Below are 17,300 nucleotides of genomic sequence, written 5' to 3'. Positions count from 1 at the left end.
CCTTGCCAGAGTGGTGGAATTGGTAGACACGACGGATTCAAAATCCGTTGCCTTCGCGGGCGTGCCGGTTCAAGTCCGGCCTCTGGTACCAAATTCGTAGGTGCGCCAAGACACCTTTAAATCTTGGCAATTTGCCGCCGGGGACTCATCCTCCCCGGCTTTCTTTTGCCTGCGATGTTTTGGCGCTATCGTGCGTTCCTACGAACGGCTCTGATCGTTCACGTATCAAACACCATTTCGTGTGTTGGAAAAGCCCAACAGAAACGCTTTTGGCATGCCTTCCCACGGAACCCAACCCGGGCAGGTGGCCCAGGAAGGCGTTCAATTGCTCCAGATCGGGATGCACATAGATCATCGTGGTTTTGACGTTGGTGCGTCCCAGGATTTCCCGAAGGCTCCGAATCTGCCCTGTCAGGGCCAGGTGGGTGGCCATGGTATGCCGAAATTGTGACCGCCTGATTCCGGTGAAATAGAACGTTCTGACAACGATACCCCAGAACCACCGCGGCGACCTGGCTCGGGGTTGCCTCGATCAGGGCCTGTTTCAGCGCATAATTGGCGATGGCTCGAAGGTGGCGACGCTCCTTGTTCCAGGCAGTGCGCGCAATCCGTGTTAGCAGCCGGCTGCGCCAGTCAATCACGTGTGTGATTCATAGACCCCGTTTCACTTTTCCTGGCCGCAGGTCGAGCTTGTAGTTTGGATCATGTATCCGCTCTTTCCCAGGACCATAGAGAATGTGGGCCGCTTTGGCGGCGGTTCGGAACCACCAGGCTGAATAACCAGGGGGGCATTCCCGGGCGGGAAGCTGCCGCCGGAGCCCGCTTGAGCGGGCTGGCGATCCTTGGAGCAGGGTTGATACCGATCGGCTGGAAGGTGCTGCTAGAAATAGTAACCGGCGCCAACACCGATGGTTCGGCCCCGGTGCATGGCGCCGGTGCGCACGCCCGGGGCCAGTTGATAGCCGGACAGCTCGTATCGCTCATTGAGAAGGTTGTCGCCATAGACATAAAACTCGGCGTTCCCGGTCAATAACGTCACCCGCGTGTCCACCAGATCATAGTGATCGAGGTCGAAATGATTCTGTGGATCGGCGGGGCGCGCGCCCACATGGTGGTAACCCGCGCGGGCTTTCAGCATCGGATAGGGCAGGCCCGGAAAGTCCGGCAGTTCGCGTTGGTAGGTGAGCACCAGATCGCCACTCCAGCGGGCGGCTTGAGGAACCCTGTTACCGGATTCCACATCACCGCCCTGCACACCGGGGGCGTCACTAGTGATTTCCGCGTCGATGTAGGTCACCGAGGCGGACAGTGCCAGATCCTGGCTCAGCGACAGAGAGCCTTCCAGCTCCGCGCCCTGGCTGCGGGTGTCCGCGTTGATGGCGCTGGTGGCCTGGGTGGCAACGTCGTATCCCAACAAATGATCGTCCTTGATACGGCTGATGAACACGGCGCCGTTGACCGCGTAGCGCTGATGTGTGGGTTCCAGCTTGAAGCCGATTTCGAGGCTGTTGACCTTGGCGGCATCAGTGGGGCTGCTGTCCTCGACCTGAGTGGCGTAGTCGCTGAACAGCCCGGATTTGTAGCCCCGCGCCAACATGGCGTACAGGTTCAAGTCCGGCATGACGGCGAAGGACAGACCGGTACGTCCGGTGGTGTAGTCATCGTCCAGATCGCGCTCGTCGTGTTGCCAAGCGCCACTGAAATAGTCCGCTTCGTAGGTTTTCCGGTCCCAGGTGTGGCGCAGGCCGAAGGTCCAGTCCAGACGACCCGTGAGGGGATAGGTCGCTTCGCCATAGAGTGCGTAAGCGCGGGTCTCGTAGTCGCGGTCTTGCCGGTTGCCGGTGGTTTCGAAGAATGAATCGAAGTTGCGCCGGGAATCGGAGGCGTAGAGACCGGCAACCCAGAAGACCCGGGCACCGGGCAGTGAGGACACATTCAGATCCTGGCTGAGCACACGCTGGTCGGAGTCGTCCTCTTTCATGAACTCCATGGGGGCGCCGTAAAGTATTTCGGAGATTCGGCGTCCATAGCCAGTGACCAGACTCATGTCGGTCCGGGTAAGAGCCGTGGTGGACGTAAGGCGGCTGCCGGCGAAGTCGTGTTGGACCTCGGAGGAGTAGCGTTCCACGGTGTTCTGGTTATCGTCGAAGCGCCCCGGCGTCATATCGATCCCGGGGGGATCTCCGAACGGGTAAAGCACCTGGACGCTGGCATCGTGCTGTATTCGCTGCCGCTCGGCGATGAATAACGCGGAGGTGCGCTCGCCCACATCCCAGAGCAGGCTGCCGCGAAACGCCAGGGAACGAGGCTTGGAAATCGGGTCGCCGTCGTTGACGTTTTCCACCCAGTGATCCTCTCCGCTTTGCCGTACCGCCAGACGGCCGCTGAGCCGTTCACCGAGCGGGCCGCTGAGCGCGCCTTCAAGGCGGTATTGGTTGTCCTGGCCGTATTCTCCGCGCAGATAACCCTCACGATAATCGGTGGGGCCACGGCTGATCACATTGATCGCGCCGGCCTCACTGTTGCGGCCAAACAAGGTGCCCTGTGGTCCTTTCAGCACTTCCACCCGTTCCATATCCAGGGTCGCCAGGGAAATCTGACGGGCGGACAGAGCGACACCGTCCACATTCAGCACTACGGAACCGTCCTCCTGGCTGATCTGATTGAGCGACCCCACGCCACGGATCAGCACATTGGCATCGTAGGGGCCGGACGAACTGATGTTGACGCCGGCGGTATCCCTCAGGACCGCTTCCAGATCGGCGTTTCCCTTGGACTCCAGTGTCCCGGCGTCGATCACGCTGAGGCCGAAGGGGACCTCCTTGGCCTGTTCCTCGCCGCGACGGGCGGTAACCGTGACGCTTTCCAACTCGTGAGGGGCAAAGGATTCCGCACCGTCCTTCCGGGTGTCGGCGTGTGACGACAAGGGGGGCAGGGCAAGCCCCACCAGCAGGGCGACGACCGTAGGATGACGACGTAAGGGAAACATGTCTGATAGCTCCAAATACGTTATAACGTAACATTAAGAGATTGACACAAAAATATAAAATGCGAGCGGCGCGGGGCCTGGCCGCCGAGCGCACGGCGGCCAGGCCGGATCGTCAGAAGTAGTAGCTCAGGCCCGCGCCAACGGTGCGCCCGCGGCCAGGTGCGCCGTAGGTTACGGTGCTGGATTCGTAGTACCCGTAAAGGTCATAGGTTTCATCCAGCAAGTTTTCCCCCCACAGATAAAGCTCCACCGCGCCACTGGTGATGCCCAGGCGCGCATCCAGCATGCCGTAGTCATCCAGGTCAAAATGGTTTTGTGGATCGGCGGGGCGCTCACCCACGTACTGGTAGCTGATCCGGGCGTTCAGGGCTGGCGCGTACAGGCCGATAAAATTATCCGGCAGTGGACGGTCGTAATGGATGGCGGCGTAGCCGCTCCACTCCGAAACATCAGGAACCTGATTGCCGGACTGGACATCACCGCCGCTGATACCGGTTACATCGTCACTGATTTCCGCGTCCAGGTAGCTGATGGCGCCCGCGATGGACACACCCCGGCCGAGCCGGTAACGGCCTTCCAATTCGGCACCGCGGCTGCGGGTGTCCGCGTTAACCGCACGGGAGGCCCAGGTAATGACGTCATAATCAATCAGGTGCGCGTCCTTCACCCGGGTCAGGAAGACGCTGCCGTTGAGCATCAGCCGCTCTGTTTCGGTTTTGAAGCCGACTTCCCAGGAGTGGGCGGTGGCGGCGTCGTAGGGCTCGCTGTCCGCTTTCTGTGAAGCATAATCGTTGAACCCTCCAGGATTGTAGCCGCGCCCGATCTGGGTGTAGAGATTGGTGCTGGGTGTCAGTACATAGGTCAGTGCCAGGCGGCCGGTGGTGAAGTCATCATCCAGATCCCTCTGGTCCCGCACGACCCCGGCGCTGGAACGGTACACCGCATCGTATTCCTTACGATCCCAGGAATGGCGTATCCCCGCCGTCAATTTGAGAGCGTCGAACAATGGGTAGGTGACCTCACCGTAGAGGCCGTATTGTTCGGTGGTGAAATCACGAAACTTGGCGCTGGAGGGGTCACGGGAGTCGTAGGTGGTGTCGTAGCCTCGTTCCGAATGGGACACACTTATACCGGTGGTCCAGAACAGCGGACTGGAAGGTAGCGAACCGATGCGCAGGTCCTGGCTGTAGGTTCGTTCATCGGCTTCTTTTTTTAACCAGGCGACCATGGGAGAGCCATACATGGCTTCCATGATGTCGCGGTCGTAGACCACCGGGTCGGTGAGATCCATGCGGGTCATGGCGGTCACCGATGTGACCCGGCTGCTGGCCAGATCATGGTTGATCTCCATGGAATAGCGCTCCATGGTTTTCTCGTTGTCGTCGAACAGGCCCGGGGTCAGATCGTTGGCCGGATCATCGCCATAGGGCCGTAACACCAGCACGCTGGTACGGCCCTCCACTTTCTGACGTTCGGCGATGAACAGTGCGGTGGTGGCGTCGTGATTGTCCCAGAGCAGGCTGCCGCGGAAGGCCAGATCCTTCTGGTCGGTCAGCGGATCACCGGTTTGTTTATTGTCCACCCAGTTATCGGCGGTGGCATGACGAAGAGCGAAGCGGCCGCTGAACTGATCACTGAGTGGCCCGCTGATTACCCCTTCCTGCAGCCACTGCTCATCCTGTCCGCCTTCCAGTCGCAGATACCCTTCCCGGTGACGGGTGGGGCGGCGGCTAACCACATTGATGGCGCCGGCTTCGGCGTTACCGCCGAACAGAGTACCCTGGGGGCCTTTCAGTACCTCCACCCGTTCCACATCCAGAGTGCCAAGGGAGATTGAGCGGGGCGACAAGGTCACACCATCCATGATCAGGGCCACCGAGTTGTCGTCCATGTTCATCTGGTACAAGGATCCGACCCCGCGAATATAAACATTGGAATCGTTGGCACCGGCGGAGGAATTGATGTTGACGCCGGGCACCGATCGCAAAGCGTCCTCCACATTGTCGAGTCGTTGGTCGGCAAGCGTGCCGCCGTCGACCACGCTGATCGCGAAAGGCACATCCTTGGCTCGCTCCTCGCTTTGACGGGCGGTCACGGTGACGCCCTCCAATTCGTGATCGGGATCTTCCTTTGCGGCAACCAAAGGGGAAAGCAGGAACAGCATGGAGAATGTCGCGGCCTTCCCGGCCTTGCCGAAGCTCCCCACGGTCTTGGGCAATCCTTTTTCTAACATCGGTGTCTCCTGTGGATGACGGGTCATTCGTTATCGTGGTGTTGTGTAAACCGGGGATAGGCGGGCCAGCGATCGAGTAACAGACCTGGCTCATCGACGGAGTCGGGCCTTGAAACGATCTGGCCATCGTGACGCACCAGGCTTTGATAGCGGGCGGGGGTGGTCAGCGGCTGCCAGCCGCCGTCGCGCCAATGCCAGCGTTCGCCTTCGGCGCCAAACGCCAAGGGCGGGCCGAGCAGGCGCTGTGTGGCGTGGGATCCCAGGCGTGTGGACAGTACGTGTTCCACGTCCCGTTGCTGGCGAATGTCAGCGAGCAGGGCGGTCAGGTCGGAAGCGCTTTGCCGGGCCACCCAGCCGAGGTTGGCCAGGGGCGCGTAAAGGGATACCCAGCCTTCGCTGGGCGCCGCCCGCAGCGAGGTAATGGGGATATCACTGTTGGCGAGGCGTTGAGTGGTATCCTGCGCCTGGCGCTCGACCGCCGCTTGCAAAGCATCCATGCCGTTTGCGTCGCCCACGCACAGCAGGCCGATGGCACCGGCCACCCCCTCGCTCAGCCACGCGGCGCCGGGGCCGCGCCGCAGTTCGGCGGCCTCGACCAGGTGCCCTCGGGCCAGGGCCGTGGCAATGTGGGCTTGTCGCCGCCAGCGGCCCACGCCTTGATCGGCCACGTCCCAATCCGGATCCTCCGCCAGCCTTAGCACGCCTCGGGAGAAGCCCGTGACCTGCTGTCCTCGCGGCCACTGCTGTACGCTATTGACCTGGATATCGCGCCCCAGCCGGCGCGACACGCAGGCCCGCATCCGTCGTACGTCGTCGGCGATGCTCCGTGCGGCGGCGGTGCGCCCCGGATCACTGATGACGGTCAGACCCTCCAGGGCCTGTTCGTGGGCTCGATGCGGTAAATACAGGCTGAAATCAAGCGCACCGGAGGTTGCGCCTTGTTCGGAGTACCCGCCTTTGGCGAGATCCCTGCTCAGCCGCCAGCGCCAGAGCCCGGCTGGGGCAATACCTTTGACGGAGGCCGCCGCTTCGCCCGGTGGCACGGCATAGTCCGCGGGCAGGCCGTAGCGGGTTCTGGCGTTCGCGCCGCGTAACGCCCGGTCCGGATCGATGCCGAGCCGGGGGGCGGCCTGGTAGGCCCGCAGCCAGACGCCGTTATCCGCCAGCGCTGGCGGAGAGGCGTCCGCCGGCCAGGAGGCAAAAGACAGGCGCCAGGTCAGCTCGACGTCGCAGCCATCAGCGGTGCAATGGTCCAGAAGCAGGGTCAAATGATCGTTGGCCTGATCGGCCTGGACCGCCTGGCCGTCGACCCGTGAGGACAGCAATACAAAGCCGGGGGGCAATTCGGCGTGGAGCACTCCAGTGTCGGTCCGCACGGTTTTCAGCAACCATTGGCCGGTGGCTTCACGCTGATCGGTATTGAGGTTAAGAGTCAGCTCTCCGCCCTTCACGGAAAAGGCGCCGGCGTTGGCGACGGTGTCGCGTTCCCAGTCGACCTGCTCCAGACGTTCACTTTCGGCGGTACGGTAACTGCCTGCCGAGATCAGCTTCTGGTGCAACAGAGCACCGCTACCGATTATTCCTGCCACCGCGATCAGGGCCCCTCCGCCGAAGGGGCCGGGCAGTCGGGCGACCATTTCACGCAGCCGCCGCAAATGGCCACGCGGCAGAACCAGACCCGCCACCGCGACACAGAGCAGCGCGACGCCCAGCTTGTAGCCGTCCAGGGTCAGCAGGTAATTACGCCAGGGTGCCCAGCCAGTGAGGCTTGAAAGGGAAATCTGAACGGGAATGCCGAGCTTGTACGGTGGGTAGGTGACCAGCGCCAGTTCGTTATTGAGTACCAGCACGAAGGTCACGAACATGGAGGCGGCATAGGCCAGCCCGGGGCGTCGTATCAGGGCGTGAATCAGCAGTGCCAGCATGGCCAGTTCCAGCAGCGCCGGCGCCATCACCAGGATTTGGTAAAGCAGGACGGTGACCGGCGCGAGGCTGTCCGGCATCACCAGAGCGGTGACGATCAACACGGAGACGCCGGGAAGCAGTGCCAGAATCAGGGTTACTGCCAGTAGCGCCAGAGCGAGAGCGAACAGGCGTACGAATAGCGGTGCCGGCGCCGCGTCGAGCATATCCCTGAACCCTTCCACATCGTCCTGGCGTGACATCAGTCCGGCACTGGCCGCCACCACAAAGGCGATCACCAGATACAGGGTCGTCATCAGCAATGGCAACAACCGATCCGGATGGGGCAGGAACGGTCCCTCCGCGTGCCAGATCACATGTACGAACGCGGCCATCACGCCGACCGCCACTAACAGGACAGTGCCAACCAGGAAAGCGCGAGTCCGTACTGTCCGGCGCAACCGCCAGCCGGTTTCAGCGGTGACCGTTCGCCACCATCGAAAGGCGGTGACCGGTCCGGGCAGGGTGTGTGGAAGCACTGTTTCCGGGAGGGAGGGGGCGGTCTTGCGGGAAGGCTTCCGGGCGCTTTCCCGGATCAGGCTTTCCCGTCGTACCCGTGTGACCATCCATACCAGACCGGACATTGGCAGCACGCACCACAGGCCCCGGTTCAGCAGGAACTCCCGATTAATCGGTAACAGGGCCTGGCTTTTTTGTGCGGGCGTCCAATCCTCGACCTGGGCGTGGGCGAAGGTAAACAGGGACGGATCAAGGGTCGCCGAGAGAACGGGATTGATATGACCACCTTCCAGTACTACCACCGCCACCATCCACAGCAGCATCAGCAACGCGGACAGTGCGAAGGCCGCGGCCACGCTGCGGGTTTTTAGCGTCACCATGAAGTACAGGGCGCCGACGCCGAAAGCGATCGGAAACACCAGCCACAACCAACTGAATGCCAGGGCGTGCCAAGCGGGCGGCGCGATGGCGTCAGGGGGCACCAGACCCAGCCAGGAGAGGGCGGGCGTGCAGAGAAACCCGACCATGACCGAGGCGCCAAGCAGGGAGGCCAGCAGTGCGGCGCCAAGAAATCGCCCCAGTAGCAGGGCGGGCAGGGAAATCGGTGCTGACAGTATTACCTCGTGGAGATTGGCATGGCGGTCGCGAAGTACAGGTTGTGCGAACACCCAGGCCCAGGCGAAGAACAGGAAGAACATGCAGCCGGTAGCCATCAGATAAATCAGGCTGGGGGCGTTGCGCGGAATATCCGTGGCCCCCATCTTTTCCATGTACTCGGCGTTGGTGAGGGACATCAGCAGGTACAGCGTCAGTCCCAGAAACACCAGCGAGACAATGCCGCTGCGCAGGCCCGCGCGCAGTTCGCCGGCGATCTCATGAAGCATCAGACGCATTGGGTTCACGCGGCCGTCCCTCGCCCGGCGTTTTCCAGCGCCAGGTAGTAGACGTCCTCAAGACGCGGTGGGCGTGAAACGAAGCGGTCATCGGGAGCCCGTTCCGCATGGCGGATAACACGGCGGCCACCGGGTTGAGGCAAGACACGTAGAGCCTCTTCAGGTACCGGTTCATCTCGTTCGAACGAAGCTTCCCAGAGCATGCCCTGATAAGGGCGGGTCAGAGCGGCGGGCGTGCCTTCGGCCAATAACCTGCCGTTGGCGAGAATGGCCAGACGGTCGCACAGGTTTTCCACATCCTCGACAATATGGGTGGACAGCAGCACTACGCTGTTGTTGGCGGTGTCAGCCAGAACCCGGTGGAATTGGTTGCGTTCCGCCGGGTCCAGCCCGGCGGTGGGCTCATCCACGATCAATAGACGCGGTGAGCCGATCAAGGCCAGGGCAATGCCGAAACGCCGCAACATGCCGCCGGAAAACGTTGAGGCGGGACGATGCGCCACCTCCCGCAGGTTGACTTTCTCCAACAGAATTTCTACTTCCTCCTGGCGTTCCGAGCGGCGGTGGCGCCCCTTCAGCCAGGCAAAACGATTCAGTAAATCACGGGCCGGAACACCGGCATAGGCACCGATCTGTTGTGGCAGATAGCCAAGTCGTTGACGCAGATGATCTGGTGCGGCGAGAACATCCTCGCCGTCGAGAAAGAGGCGACCGCGGTCCGGCTCCTGTAAAGTGGCCAGTGTTCGCATCAGTGTGCTTTTTCCGGCGCCGTTGGGGCCCAGCAGTCCGTACATCCCGGGGGGGACTCGCAGTGAGACGCTGTCCAGAGCACGCACGCCATTGCCATAGGTTTTCGCCAGGTCTTCGATGACCAGGCCGGTGGAGTTCGCCATAACGTGGGTCCCCAGAATAGGAAGCCTTGATGGGTGGCAAGGCCTTGAAGTCGACAAGAAGAACGAAACCGTATAAAAGATAATGGTTCTCATTTGTGAATCCGCCCGAATCGGTTCCATTTATGCCCGAATCGGGTTCCTCGCAGGACCATGGAATGGAGGGCAGGTATGTCGGTGTATCAGTCGATCCTGGAGCATAAGGAGCTATCCGCGCTCGCGTTGCTTTCCGATACTTCGGTGATTGAACTGGCACCTTTCTCACGGTGCCGGTTACTTCGGGTGCCGTTACTGGAGGGCATGGAACTGGCGGTATGGCGGGGGCACTTTGCTGAGCCGGTGACCATGAATGTCCGGGATGACAGTGAGCGCATTCACTTTTCCTATTCGTTGCACGGCCATTTTCAGAGTTGGTTCGATGATGGTGGTCCGGATCACGTTCATACCGTTCACGAAGGCGCGGGTTGTATTAACTACAATCCGGGGCGTGCTGGTGGTTTTCGTCAGCATGGGGATTTTGAAAGTGTCATCGTCATGATCCGGCCGGACACTTTGTATCAATGGGTTGGCGAACCTGACATGGTGCTCAAACGCCTGTTCGACTCGGGGCGCTGTTTTGCTAACTGTTTGCACTGCGATGCGGAACTGAAGGCCACGGCCCAGACACTCAGCAAAGCGTTGCGAGTCGCTGATCTGTGTCCGGACGATGGCACTAACCGGGGACTCTTATGGTTGTTCGGAACCAGTCTGGTGTTTGTCGGCTTGTTGCTGGAAAGCCTGGATCCCGGTTCGCATTGTGCCTGTGATCTGTCGATTCCGGACCGGGAAAAGTTGCTTCGAGCCCGGGATTGTCTGCTGGCGGACCTTTGTCAGGCTCCGACCATTGAAGAGCTGGCCCGGGCTTCTGGCTTGAGTGTGATCAAACTCAAGCGCGGCTTTCGGCAACTGTTCAACAACAGCGTTTACGGATTGTTTCAACGTGAGCGGATGCATGAAGCGCGTCGTCGTCTTGGTTCTGGCGGGCAGTCGGTGCTCCAGGTGGCCGCGGAATTGGGCTATACCAACGCCAGTCACTTTGCCGCCGCGTTTCATAAGGAGTTTGGCGTCAAGCCGTCGGCGCTGAAACGCCGGTGACGCGACACGACCCGGTTCCGGCATGGTGAACGGATCCGGGCTCAAGTCATCCTGATTCGGGTAGAGCCGATACCGCAGTTGGATATCATTTGCATTTATAAATGATCCTATGACTGACGGTGAACCATGGATGACATCACTGATGTGCCCGGCGTGCGTGCGTGTGTCGCGGCGGTGCTGGAGCTCCCCGTAGATGCCGTCAGCGACGACGGCAATCTCATTGAAATGGGGGTCGACTCGATCACCATGATGCGCCTGGCCAGCGAGTGGCGCCGGCGGGGGCATGACATTTCTTTTGCCCAGATGGTTTCCAATCCCAGGTTGTCTGCCTGGTGCTCTCTGCTTGGTACCTGTGTGGATACCGATAAAACGGAGACATCGGCACCGGAAACGATGGGCCGTTGTCTGGATGAGCGGGCACCCTTCGAACTGGCTCCGATGCAGCATGCGTATTGGATCGGGCGGTCTGGTGACCAACAACTGGGCGGCGTAGCCGCGCATTTCTATAACGAATTCGATGGCGCCGGCGTGGATGGAGACCGGCTGGAGCGGGCGGTTAAAGCGCTTATCGAGCGTCATGGCATGCTGCGGGTGCGTCTCACTGATGACGGTCGTCAGCGTATTCACGCGGACAGCACCTGGCTTGGCCTGAAGGTGCATGACCTGCGGTCGATGACGGTGGAAGGTGCCGAGCAGGCCCTGGAACGGCTGCGCCAAGCGTTATCTCATCGGTGCATGAACCTGGCGGCCGGAGAGGTTTTTGATGTTCAGCTGTCGTTGCTGCCGGATGCGATGCGCGTGGACGGTACCCGTGTCCACTTAAACCTCGATATGGTCGCCGCTGATGCTCTGAGTTTGCGCGTATTGTTGAAGGATTTGGCCGACCTGTATCGCGGTGAGGTGTTGCCCCCCATCGAGTACAGCTATCCCCGCTACCGCGCCGATCATGACGCGTCCATGGCCGGGGAGGGGCGTCGTGCCGGCTGGCATCGAGACCGGGATTATTGGCGTGACCGACTCGCCGATCTGCCGGCAGCGCCGCGCTTGCCGATCACGGGTGGGGGCGGAGCGCAACAGGCGACCCGTGTGATCCGGCGTCACGGCTGGCTGCCTCCCGAGCGGGTCGCGGCGTTTACGACGATGGCGCGTGCGCATGGGCTGACGCCGGCCATGGCGCTGGCGGCGGTGTTCGCCGAAGTGCTCACGGCCTGGAGCGCCGAGCCGGATTTCCTGATCAACCTGCCGTTGTTCAACCGGGAACCGCTGCACTCCGATGTGGACCAGCTGGTCGGTGATTTCACCTCCTCGGTGTTGTTGGCATGGCGGGGCGGTGCGCCGGGCTCCTTTGTCGACCGGGCACTTGCTCTGCAAGACCGTTTTCACTCCGACGTCCAGCACGGCACCTTCACCGGCGTTGACGTCCTGCGGGAACTGTCCCGTCATCATGGTGAAAAACGGTTGGCACCAGTGGTGTACACCAGTGCCTTGGGGTTGGGGCCGCTGTTTTCCGACACCGTGCAGACCTGCCTTGGGCGACCGAGCTGGATTATCTCCCAGGGGCCTCAGGTCTGGCTGGACGCGCAGGTGACGGAGCTCGACAACGGCCTGCTGGTGAATATGGATGCGCGCGAGGACGCTTTCGAGCCAGGTGTTCTGGATGCCCTGTTCGAAGCCCATGAGCGATTGCTGTCGGTGTTGATTGATTGCCCGGACGCGTGGTGCCGGCCGGTGCCCGCCCTGTTGCCGGACAGCGCGCTGGCGCGCCGGGCCTCCATCAATGGCGTTTCCCGACCGTTGTCCGGCCGCCGGCTCCATGAAGGCTTCTTCCACATCGCCGACACCAACCCGGATGCCCCCGCCCTGCTGTGGGAGACACACGAAACGCTGTCCTATGGCGAACTGCGGCGGCGGGTGATGAGTGTGGCCGGCTATCTGGTGGGCGAGGGCGTGCAACCGAATGACGTGGTGGCGGTGTCGTTGCCCAAAGGGCCCGGGCAAATCATCGCGGTGCTTGGGGTGCTGGCGGCCGGGGCAGTGTATCTGCCGATCGGCGTGGACCAACCCGAGGCCCGCCGCCGGCGTATCCTCGGCGCTTCCGGTGCGCGCCTGACGCTGGACGCGCTGCCCGAGGTGTCGGCGCCCTTGTCGGCACCGGTGCCGGGCAATGACCGGGATCTCGCCTACATTCTCTATACCTCCGGTTCCACCGGTGAGCCCAAGGGTGTGGAAGTGCCGCATCGGGCGGCCATGAACACCATCGAGGATCTGATCGATCGATTGGACCTGAGTGGCGAAGACCGGATCCTGGCGCTGTCCGCGCTTGAGTTCGATCTGTCGGTGTTCGATATGTTCGCCGCGCTGTCCGTTGGTGCCGCCGTGGTGTGCGTGAGGGAAAGCGAGCGGCGTGATGCCATGGTCTGGAACCGTCTGATCCGGCGCCACCGGGTCACCGTGCTCAATTGCGTGCCGGCGCTGCTGGATATGATATTGAGCGCGGCGGACGCCGAGACACTGATGACACTCAGAGCGGTGTTGCTGGGCGGCGACCGGATTCCCCCCGAGCTGCCCGGCAGACTGGCCCGCCAGGTCCCGGATTGCCGTTTTATCGCTTTGGGCGGCACTACGGAAACCGCCATCCATTCCACTTTTTTTGAGGTTAAGGAAACTCGGCCGCGCTGGCATTCCGCGCCGTACGGAACGCCATTGGCGAATGTACATCTTCGGGTAGTGGATGCCCTGGGGCGCGATTGCCCGGATTTCGTCGCTGGTGAACTGTGGATCGGCGGGGACGGCGTGGCCCGGGGATACCGCGGCGATCCGAGCAAAACAGCGAGCCGGTTTGTTGAGCGTGATGGCATACGCTGGTACCGCACCGGTGATCAGGCCCGCTATCGGCCGGACGGCAACGTGGAGTTTCTCGGGCGCCTGGACCATCAGATCAAGGTGCGTGGTCACCGCATCGAACTGGGCGAGGTGGAAGCGGCCCTGGCCGGCGCGCCGGGCGTGCGGCAGGCGGCGGCGGTGGTGGGTAAGCCGGGACTGGTGGCGGTGGTGGCCCTGGTTGCCTCGCCGCGCAACCATGACGAGGAGTGGGTCGATCTGCGAGCGCTGCCGGCGGTGTTCGAATCATTACGTGATCATCTCGAAGCGACCTTGCCCTCGGTGATGATTCCGGTGCGTCTCTATGTCTGCGCCGCGCTGCCGCTCACCGCCAACGGCAAGATCGACCGCAAAACCCTCGCCCGCCATGTCGAGGAGCAGGAAAGACGGCGGGAGCCCGCCGCCGTGACGCCGCCCCAGGGTGAAGTGGAACGCCGGGTCGCCGTGGTCTGGCGCCGTCTTCTCGAATTGCCGCGGGTGGGGCGCGAGGAGAATTTCTTTTCCTTGGGCGGCGATTCCCTGCTGGCCACCCGAATGGTTCGCCGCTTGGGTGAAGAGGGGCTCACTGGCGTACGTCTGGCGGCGCTGTTCGAGCATCCGGTCCTGTCGGAGTTTGCCGCTACTCTGGGACTCAGAGACGACCCCACCCCACGGCGGCGATGGCACGCGGATATCGAAAACCGCTACCAGCCGTTCCCGCCCACGGAAGTGCAACGCGCCTATTGGATAGGGCGGGATCCGGGGCTGCCACTGGGCGGGGTGAGCTGCCACTTTTACCGGGAATACGACGTGGTGGATCTGGACGTCGCGCGTCTGCAGGACGCACTGAACCGGTTGATCGATCGTCATGAGATGTTGCGGGCGGTGTTCGATGATCAGGGGCACCAGCGAATCTTGCCGGATGTGGCATGCTTTTCCATTCCGGTGGAAGACGTGGAAGGCGATTGGGACGCGGCCTGTGAGCGACTGCGGGAGGCGGCCGCGCACCGGGTATTCGATCCCACGCTGTGGCCGTTGTTCGATGTCCGAGGGATCCGTTCGGGGAGTCGAATCCGTCTGGCGATCAGTCTGGATAACCTGATCCTTGATGCCTTGAGCATTTTGCTGTTCTACCAGGAATGGGATCTTCTCTACCGGGAGCCGCGCGCCGAACTGCCACCAGTGTCCTTGTCGTTTCGCGATTACCGGCTCAACAGTGCTCCCACGGAACAGGAACGGGATCAGGCCCGGGCATTCTGGCGGAAGCAGCTGCCGCAATTACCGCCGGCGCCGCAACTGCCGCTGGCCTGTCGTCCGGAAGACATTAGCCGGCCGTGCTTCGTTCGGCATCAGGGGGCGTTGGACGCGGACACCTGGTCGCGTCTGATCGCGCGGGCGCAAAACGAACGGGTGACGCCCTCGGCACTACTGCTGACCGCGTTCGCCGAGGTGCTGGGACGCTGGAGCGCGCAGTCCCGACTGACCCTGAACCTGACCTTGTTCGACCGTCAGGAGGTTCACCCGGATATTCATCGGGTGATGGGGGATTTCACCTCCCTGATGCTGCTTGGCTATCGGCCGGATCCTGGCGATTCATGGCTTGATCGTTTGCGGCGCACGCAAAAAGCGTTGGGCGAGGCGCTGGATCATCGCGCCTGGTCCAGCGTGACACTGTTGCGCGAACTGGCCCGCGATTCCGGGGAAGGCCTGGCGTCGATGCCGGTGGTGTTCACCAGCGCCCTCGGGGTTCCGGGGGGTACCGCCGCGCCGAAGGAGGGACCGTTCAGCCGCCAGGTCTGGGGCCTCACCCAGACGCCCCAGGTCTGGATCGATCATCAGGTGGTGGAGGCGGATGGCGGTATTGCCTTGAACTGGGACGTGGTGGAGGCGTTGTTCCCCGATGGCCTGATCACTGACATGTTCCAAGCCTATATGGACTTGCTTCACGAACTTGCCGGGATGGACTGGCGAGCGCCGGTACCGGACGTGATGCCCGCGTCGCAGCGCACCGTGCGCGATCAGATCAACGACACCCGCGCGCCGTTACCAAGCGGCACCCTTCACCAGGCCTTCTTTCAGCACGCCGGCGACCAGGGTGAGCGAGTGGCTCTGTATTGGGGGCAGGACGGTGCGCTGAGCTATGGCGAACTGGCGGACCACGCCTTGCGGATCGCCGCTCGGCTGCGACGGGTCGGGGTGTCACCGGGGGACGTGGTGGCGGTGCAATTGCCCAAGGGGCCGGATCAGATCGCCGCGGTTCTGGGGGTGCTGGCCGCCGGCGCCGCTTATCTGCCGCTCGGCATGGAGCAGCCGCCGGCGCGGCGCGACCGGGTATTGAAGCGCGCCGCGGTACGGTGGGTGGTGACGGCTTCGGAGCACAACTGGCCCGGATCAGTAACACCCTGTTTCCTTGAGGATGCCCGGTCCATGGCGCCGCTGTCCGGGCCGCTGCCGGTGGCCGCCGACCAATTGGCCTATGTGATCTTCACCTCCGGCTCTTCCGGTGAACCCAAAGGCGTGGAGATCACTCATCGTGCCGCTTTGAACACGGTACTCGACATCAATCGCCGTTTCGAGGTGGGGCCGGGCGACCGGGTCCTGGCCGTGTCCGCTCTGGATTTTGATCTGTCGGTGTACGACATCTTCGGGCTGCTGGGTGCCGGCGGCGCCTTGATTCTCGTCGACGAGCAGGAGCGCCGCGAGGCACGGAACTGGCTGGCCCTGATGCGGCGATACGGCGCCACCATCTGGAACAGCGCCCCGGCGTTGTTGGAGATGCTGATGGCCGTCAGTGATCCGGCGGAGCCGCCGGGTCTGTTGCGGCTGGCGCTTGCCTCTGGCGACTGGGTCGCGCTGGATTTGCCGGCGCGGGTGGCCGAATGCTCTCCGGGATGCCGTTTCGTGGCGCTGGGCGGTGCCACCGAGGCATCGATCTGGTCGAACTTCTATCCGGTGGAAGAACCGGTGGCAGAACGGGCGCCGGACTGGTGCTCGATCCCCTACGGGTGGCCGTTGACCAATCAGCGCTTCCGGGTGGTCGATGACGAGGGACGTGACTGTCCGGACTGGGTCGCTGGCGAATTGTGGATCGGTGGCGACGGCCTGGCGCTCGGTTACCGGGCTGATCCGGAACGCAGTGCCGCCCACTTTGTAATGGCTGAAACCGGGGAAGCGCGGTGGGACGGCCGCTGGTATCGCACTGGCGACCGGGCGCGCTATCGGCCAGGCGGACTGCTGGAGTTTCTCGGCCGCATCGACGGCCAGGTGAAGATTCGAGGACATCGCATTGAACTGGGCGAAGTTGAAGCGGCGCTGTCGGCGTTTGCCGGTGTCGAACGGGCCGTGGCTCTGGTGCGGCGTGGTCCGGCTTCGGCGATGAAACTGGTTGCCGCCGTCGTGGCGCCGGCCGGACAACCTGATGCCGAGCAGTTGCGCTCGCATCTGGCGGGGTTGCTGCCGGTGCCGATGATTCCCGAACGAATCGATGCTCTGGAGACACTGCCGTTAACCGCTAATGGAAAGGTGGACCGCGCCGCGCTGGCCGAACATTTCGCGGCGCCTGGTGGTGAGGAGGAGCGAGCCGGACCACCGCGAGGCCAATGGGAAGCGCGGGTGGCGGCATTGTGGGCGGAGCTGCTGGAGATCAGCGCGCCCCAACGGCAGCAGAGCTTCTTTGAGCTGGGCGGGGACAGTCTGTTGGCGACCCGATTCAGTGAAAGCGTTCGCCGCCGCCATGGTGTAGCCCTGTCGCTTCGTCATTTGTTCGCCCATCCCGTTCTGGCGGATGTGGCGGCGGCGCTGCAAACGGAGAGCGCGCGAACCGCGGATATGGAAGAGGGTGCGTTATGAATCCGTGGCCCCGGCTTACGACCCAGCACGAC

7 protein-coding genes and 1 tRNA gene are annotated in these 17,300 nt (G+C 62.6%); 3 read left to right on the top strand and 5 right to left on the bottom strand.

The genetic code is table 11. From position 1 onward, the window contains the following. Window positions 1-4: 4 nt before the first annotated feature. Window positions 5-91: transfer RNA gene (locus tag A6D6_RS02780), tRNA-Leu, on the top strand. A 54-nt stretch (window positions 92-145) separates the two neighbouring features. Here the strand turns inward: A6D6_RS02780 and A6D6_RS22125 are convergent. From A6D6_RS22125 to A6D6_RS02755, 5 genes are all read right to left on the bottom strand, one after another. Further along, window positions 146-460, bottom strand: a complete 315-nt coding sequence (locus A6D6_RS22125; protein ID WP_369412807.1) for a hypothetical protein — start codon at window positions 458-460, stop codon at window positions 146-148. Between the two features lie 420 nt (window positions 461-880). Continuing rightward, window positions 881-2,989, bottom strand: coding sequence for a TonB-dependent receptor (locus A6D6_RS02770; RefSeq protein ID WP_159659856.1), 2,109 nt, complete (start codon window positions 2,987-2,989; stop codon window positions 881-883). A gap of 112 nt (window positions 2,990-3,101) precedes the next feature. Beyond that, entirely contained in the window at window positions 3,102-5,222 is a 2,121-nt protein-coding gene (locus A6D6_RS02765; protein WP_133492333.1) for a TonB-dependent receptor, read from the bottom strand. Window positions 5,223-5,245: 23 nt separating this feature from the next. Continuing rightward, a complete protein-coding gene (locus tag A6D6_RS02760) occupies window positions 5,246-8,536 on the bottom strand; it encodes an ABC transporter permease (RefSeq protein WP_236563960.1) in 3,291 nt (1,096 codons plus the stop codon). Between the two features lie 5 nt (window positions 8,537-8,541). Beyond that, a complete protein-coding gene (locus A6D6_RS02755) occupies window positions 8,542-9,429 on the bottom strand; it encodes an ABC transporter ATP-binding protein (protein ID WP_159659854.1) in 888 nt (295 codons plus the stop codon). Between the two features lie 168 nt (window positions 9,430-9,597). Here A6D6_RS02755 and A6D6_RS02750 point away from each other — a divergent pair, with 168 nt between their 5' ends. Together A6D6_RS02750 and A6D6_RS02745 are read left to right on the top strand one after the other, a co-directional pair. Further along, window positions 9,598-10,560: a helix-turn-helix transcriptional regulator gene (locus tag A6D6_RS02750; protein WP_236563955.1), complete on the top strand. Its 963-nt coding sequence runs from the start codon at window positions 9,598-9,600 to the stop codon at window positions 10,558-10,560. Window positions 10,561-10,686: 126 nt separating this feature from the next. After that, the gene (locus tag A6D6_RS02745; protein WP_159659853.1) at window positions 10,687-17,268 is read left to right on the top strand and encodes a non-ribosomal peptide synthetase; all 6,582 of its coding nucleotides are present in this window, start codon (window positions 10,687-10,689) and stop codon (window positions 17,266-17,268) included. Window positions 17,269-17,300 lie beyond the last annotated feature (32 nt).

It is taken from the genome of Alcanivorax xiamenensis, assembly GCF_009846745.1.
Classification (GTDB): domain Bacteria; phylum Pseudomonadota; class Gammaproteobacteria; order Pseudomonadales; family Alcanivoracaceae; genus Alloalcanivorax; species Alloalcanivorax xiamenensis.
Note: the sequence above shows the minus strand (reverse complement) of the source record. Positions and strands in the feature narration are given on the sequence as shown.

Bases quoted from the DNA above. Each gene is read 5' to 3' on its own strand.
- A6D6_RS02770 (WP_159659856.1), bottom strand. From the start codon at position 2,989: ATGTTTCCCTTACGTCGTCATCCTACGGTCGTCGCCCTGCTGGTGGGG.
- A6D6_RS02750 (WP_236563955.1), top strand. From the start codon at position 9,598: ATGTCGGTGTATCAGTCGATCCTGGAGCATAAGGAGCTATCCGCGCTC.
- A6D6_RS02765 (WP_133492333.1), bottom strand. From the start codon at position 5,222: ATGTTAGAAAAAGGATTGCCCAAGACCGTGGGGAGCTTCGGCAAGGCC.
- A6D6_RS02760 (WP_236563960.1), bottom strand. From the start codon at position 8,536: ATGCGTCTGATGCTTCATGAGATCGCCGGCGAACTGCGCGCGGGCCTG.
- A6D6_RS02745 (WP_159659853.1), top strand. From the start codon at position 10,687: ATGGATGACATCACTGATGTGCCCGGCGTGCGTGCGTGTGTCGCGGCG.
- A6D6_RS02755 (WP_159659854.1), bottom strand. From the start codon at position 9,429: ATGGCGAACTCCACCGGCCTGGTCATCGAAGACCTGGCGAAAACCTAT.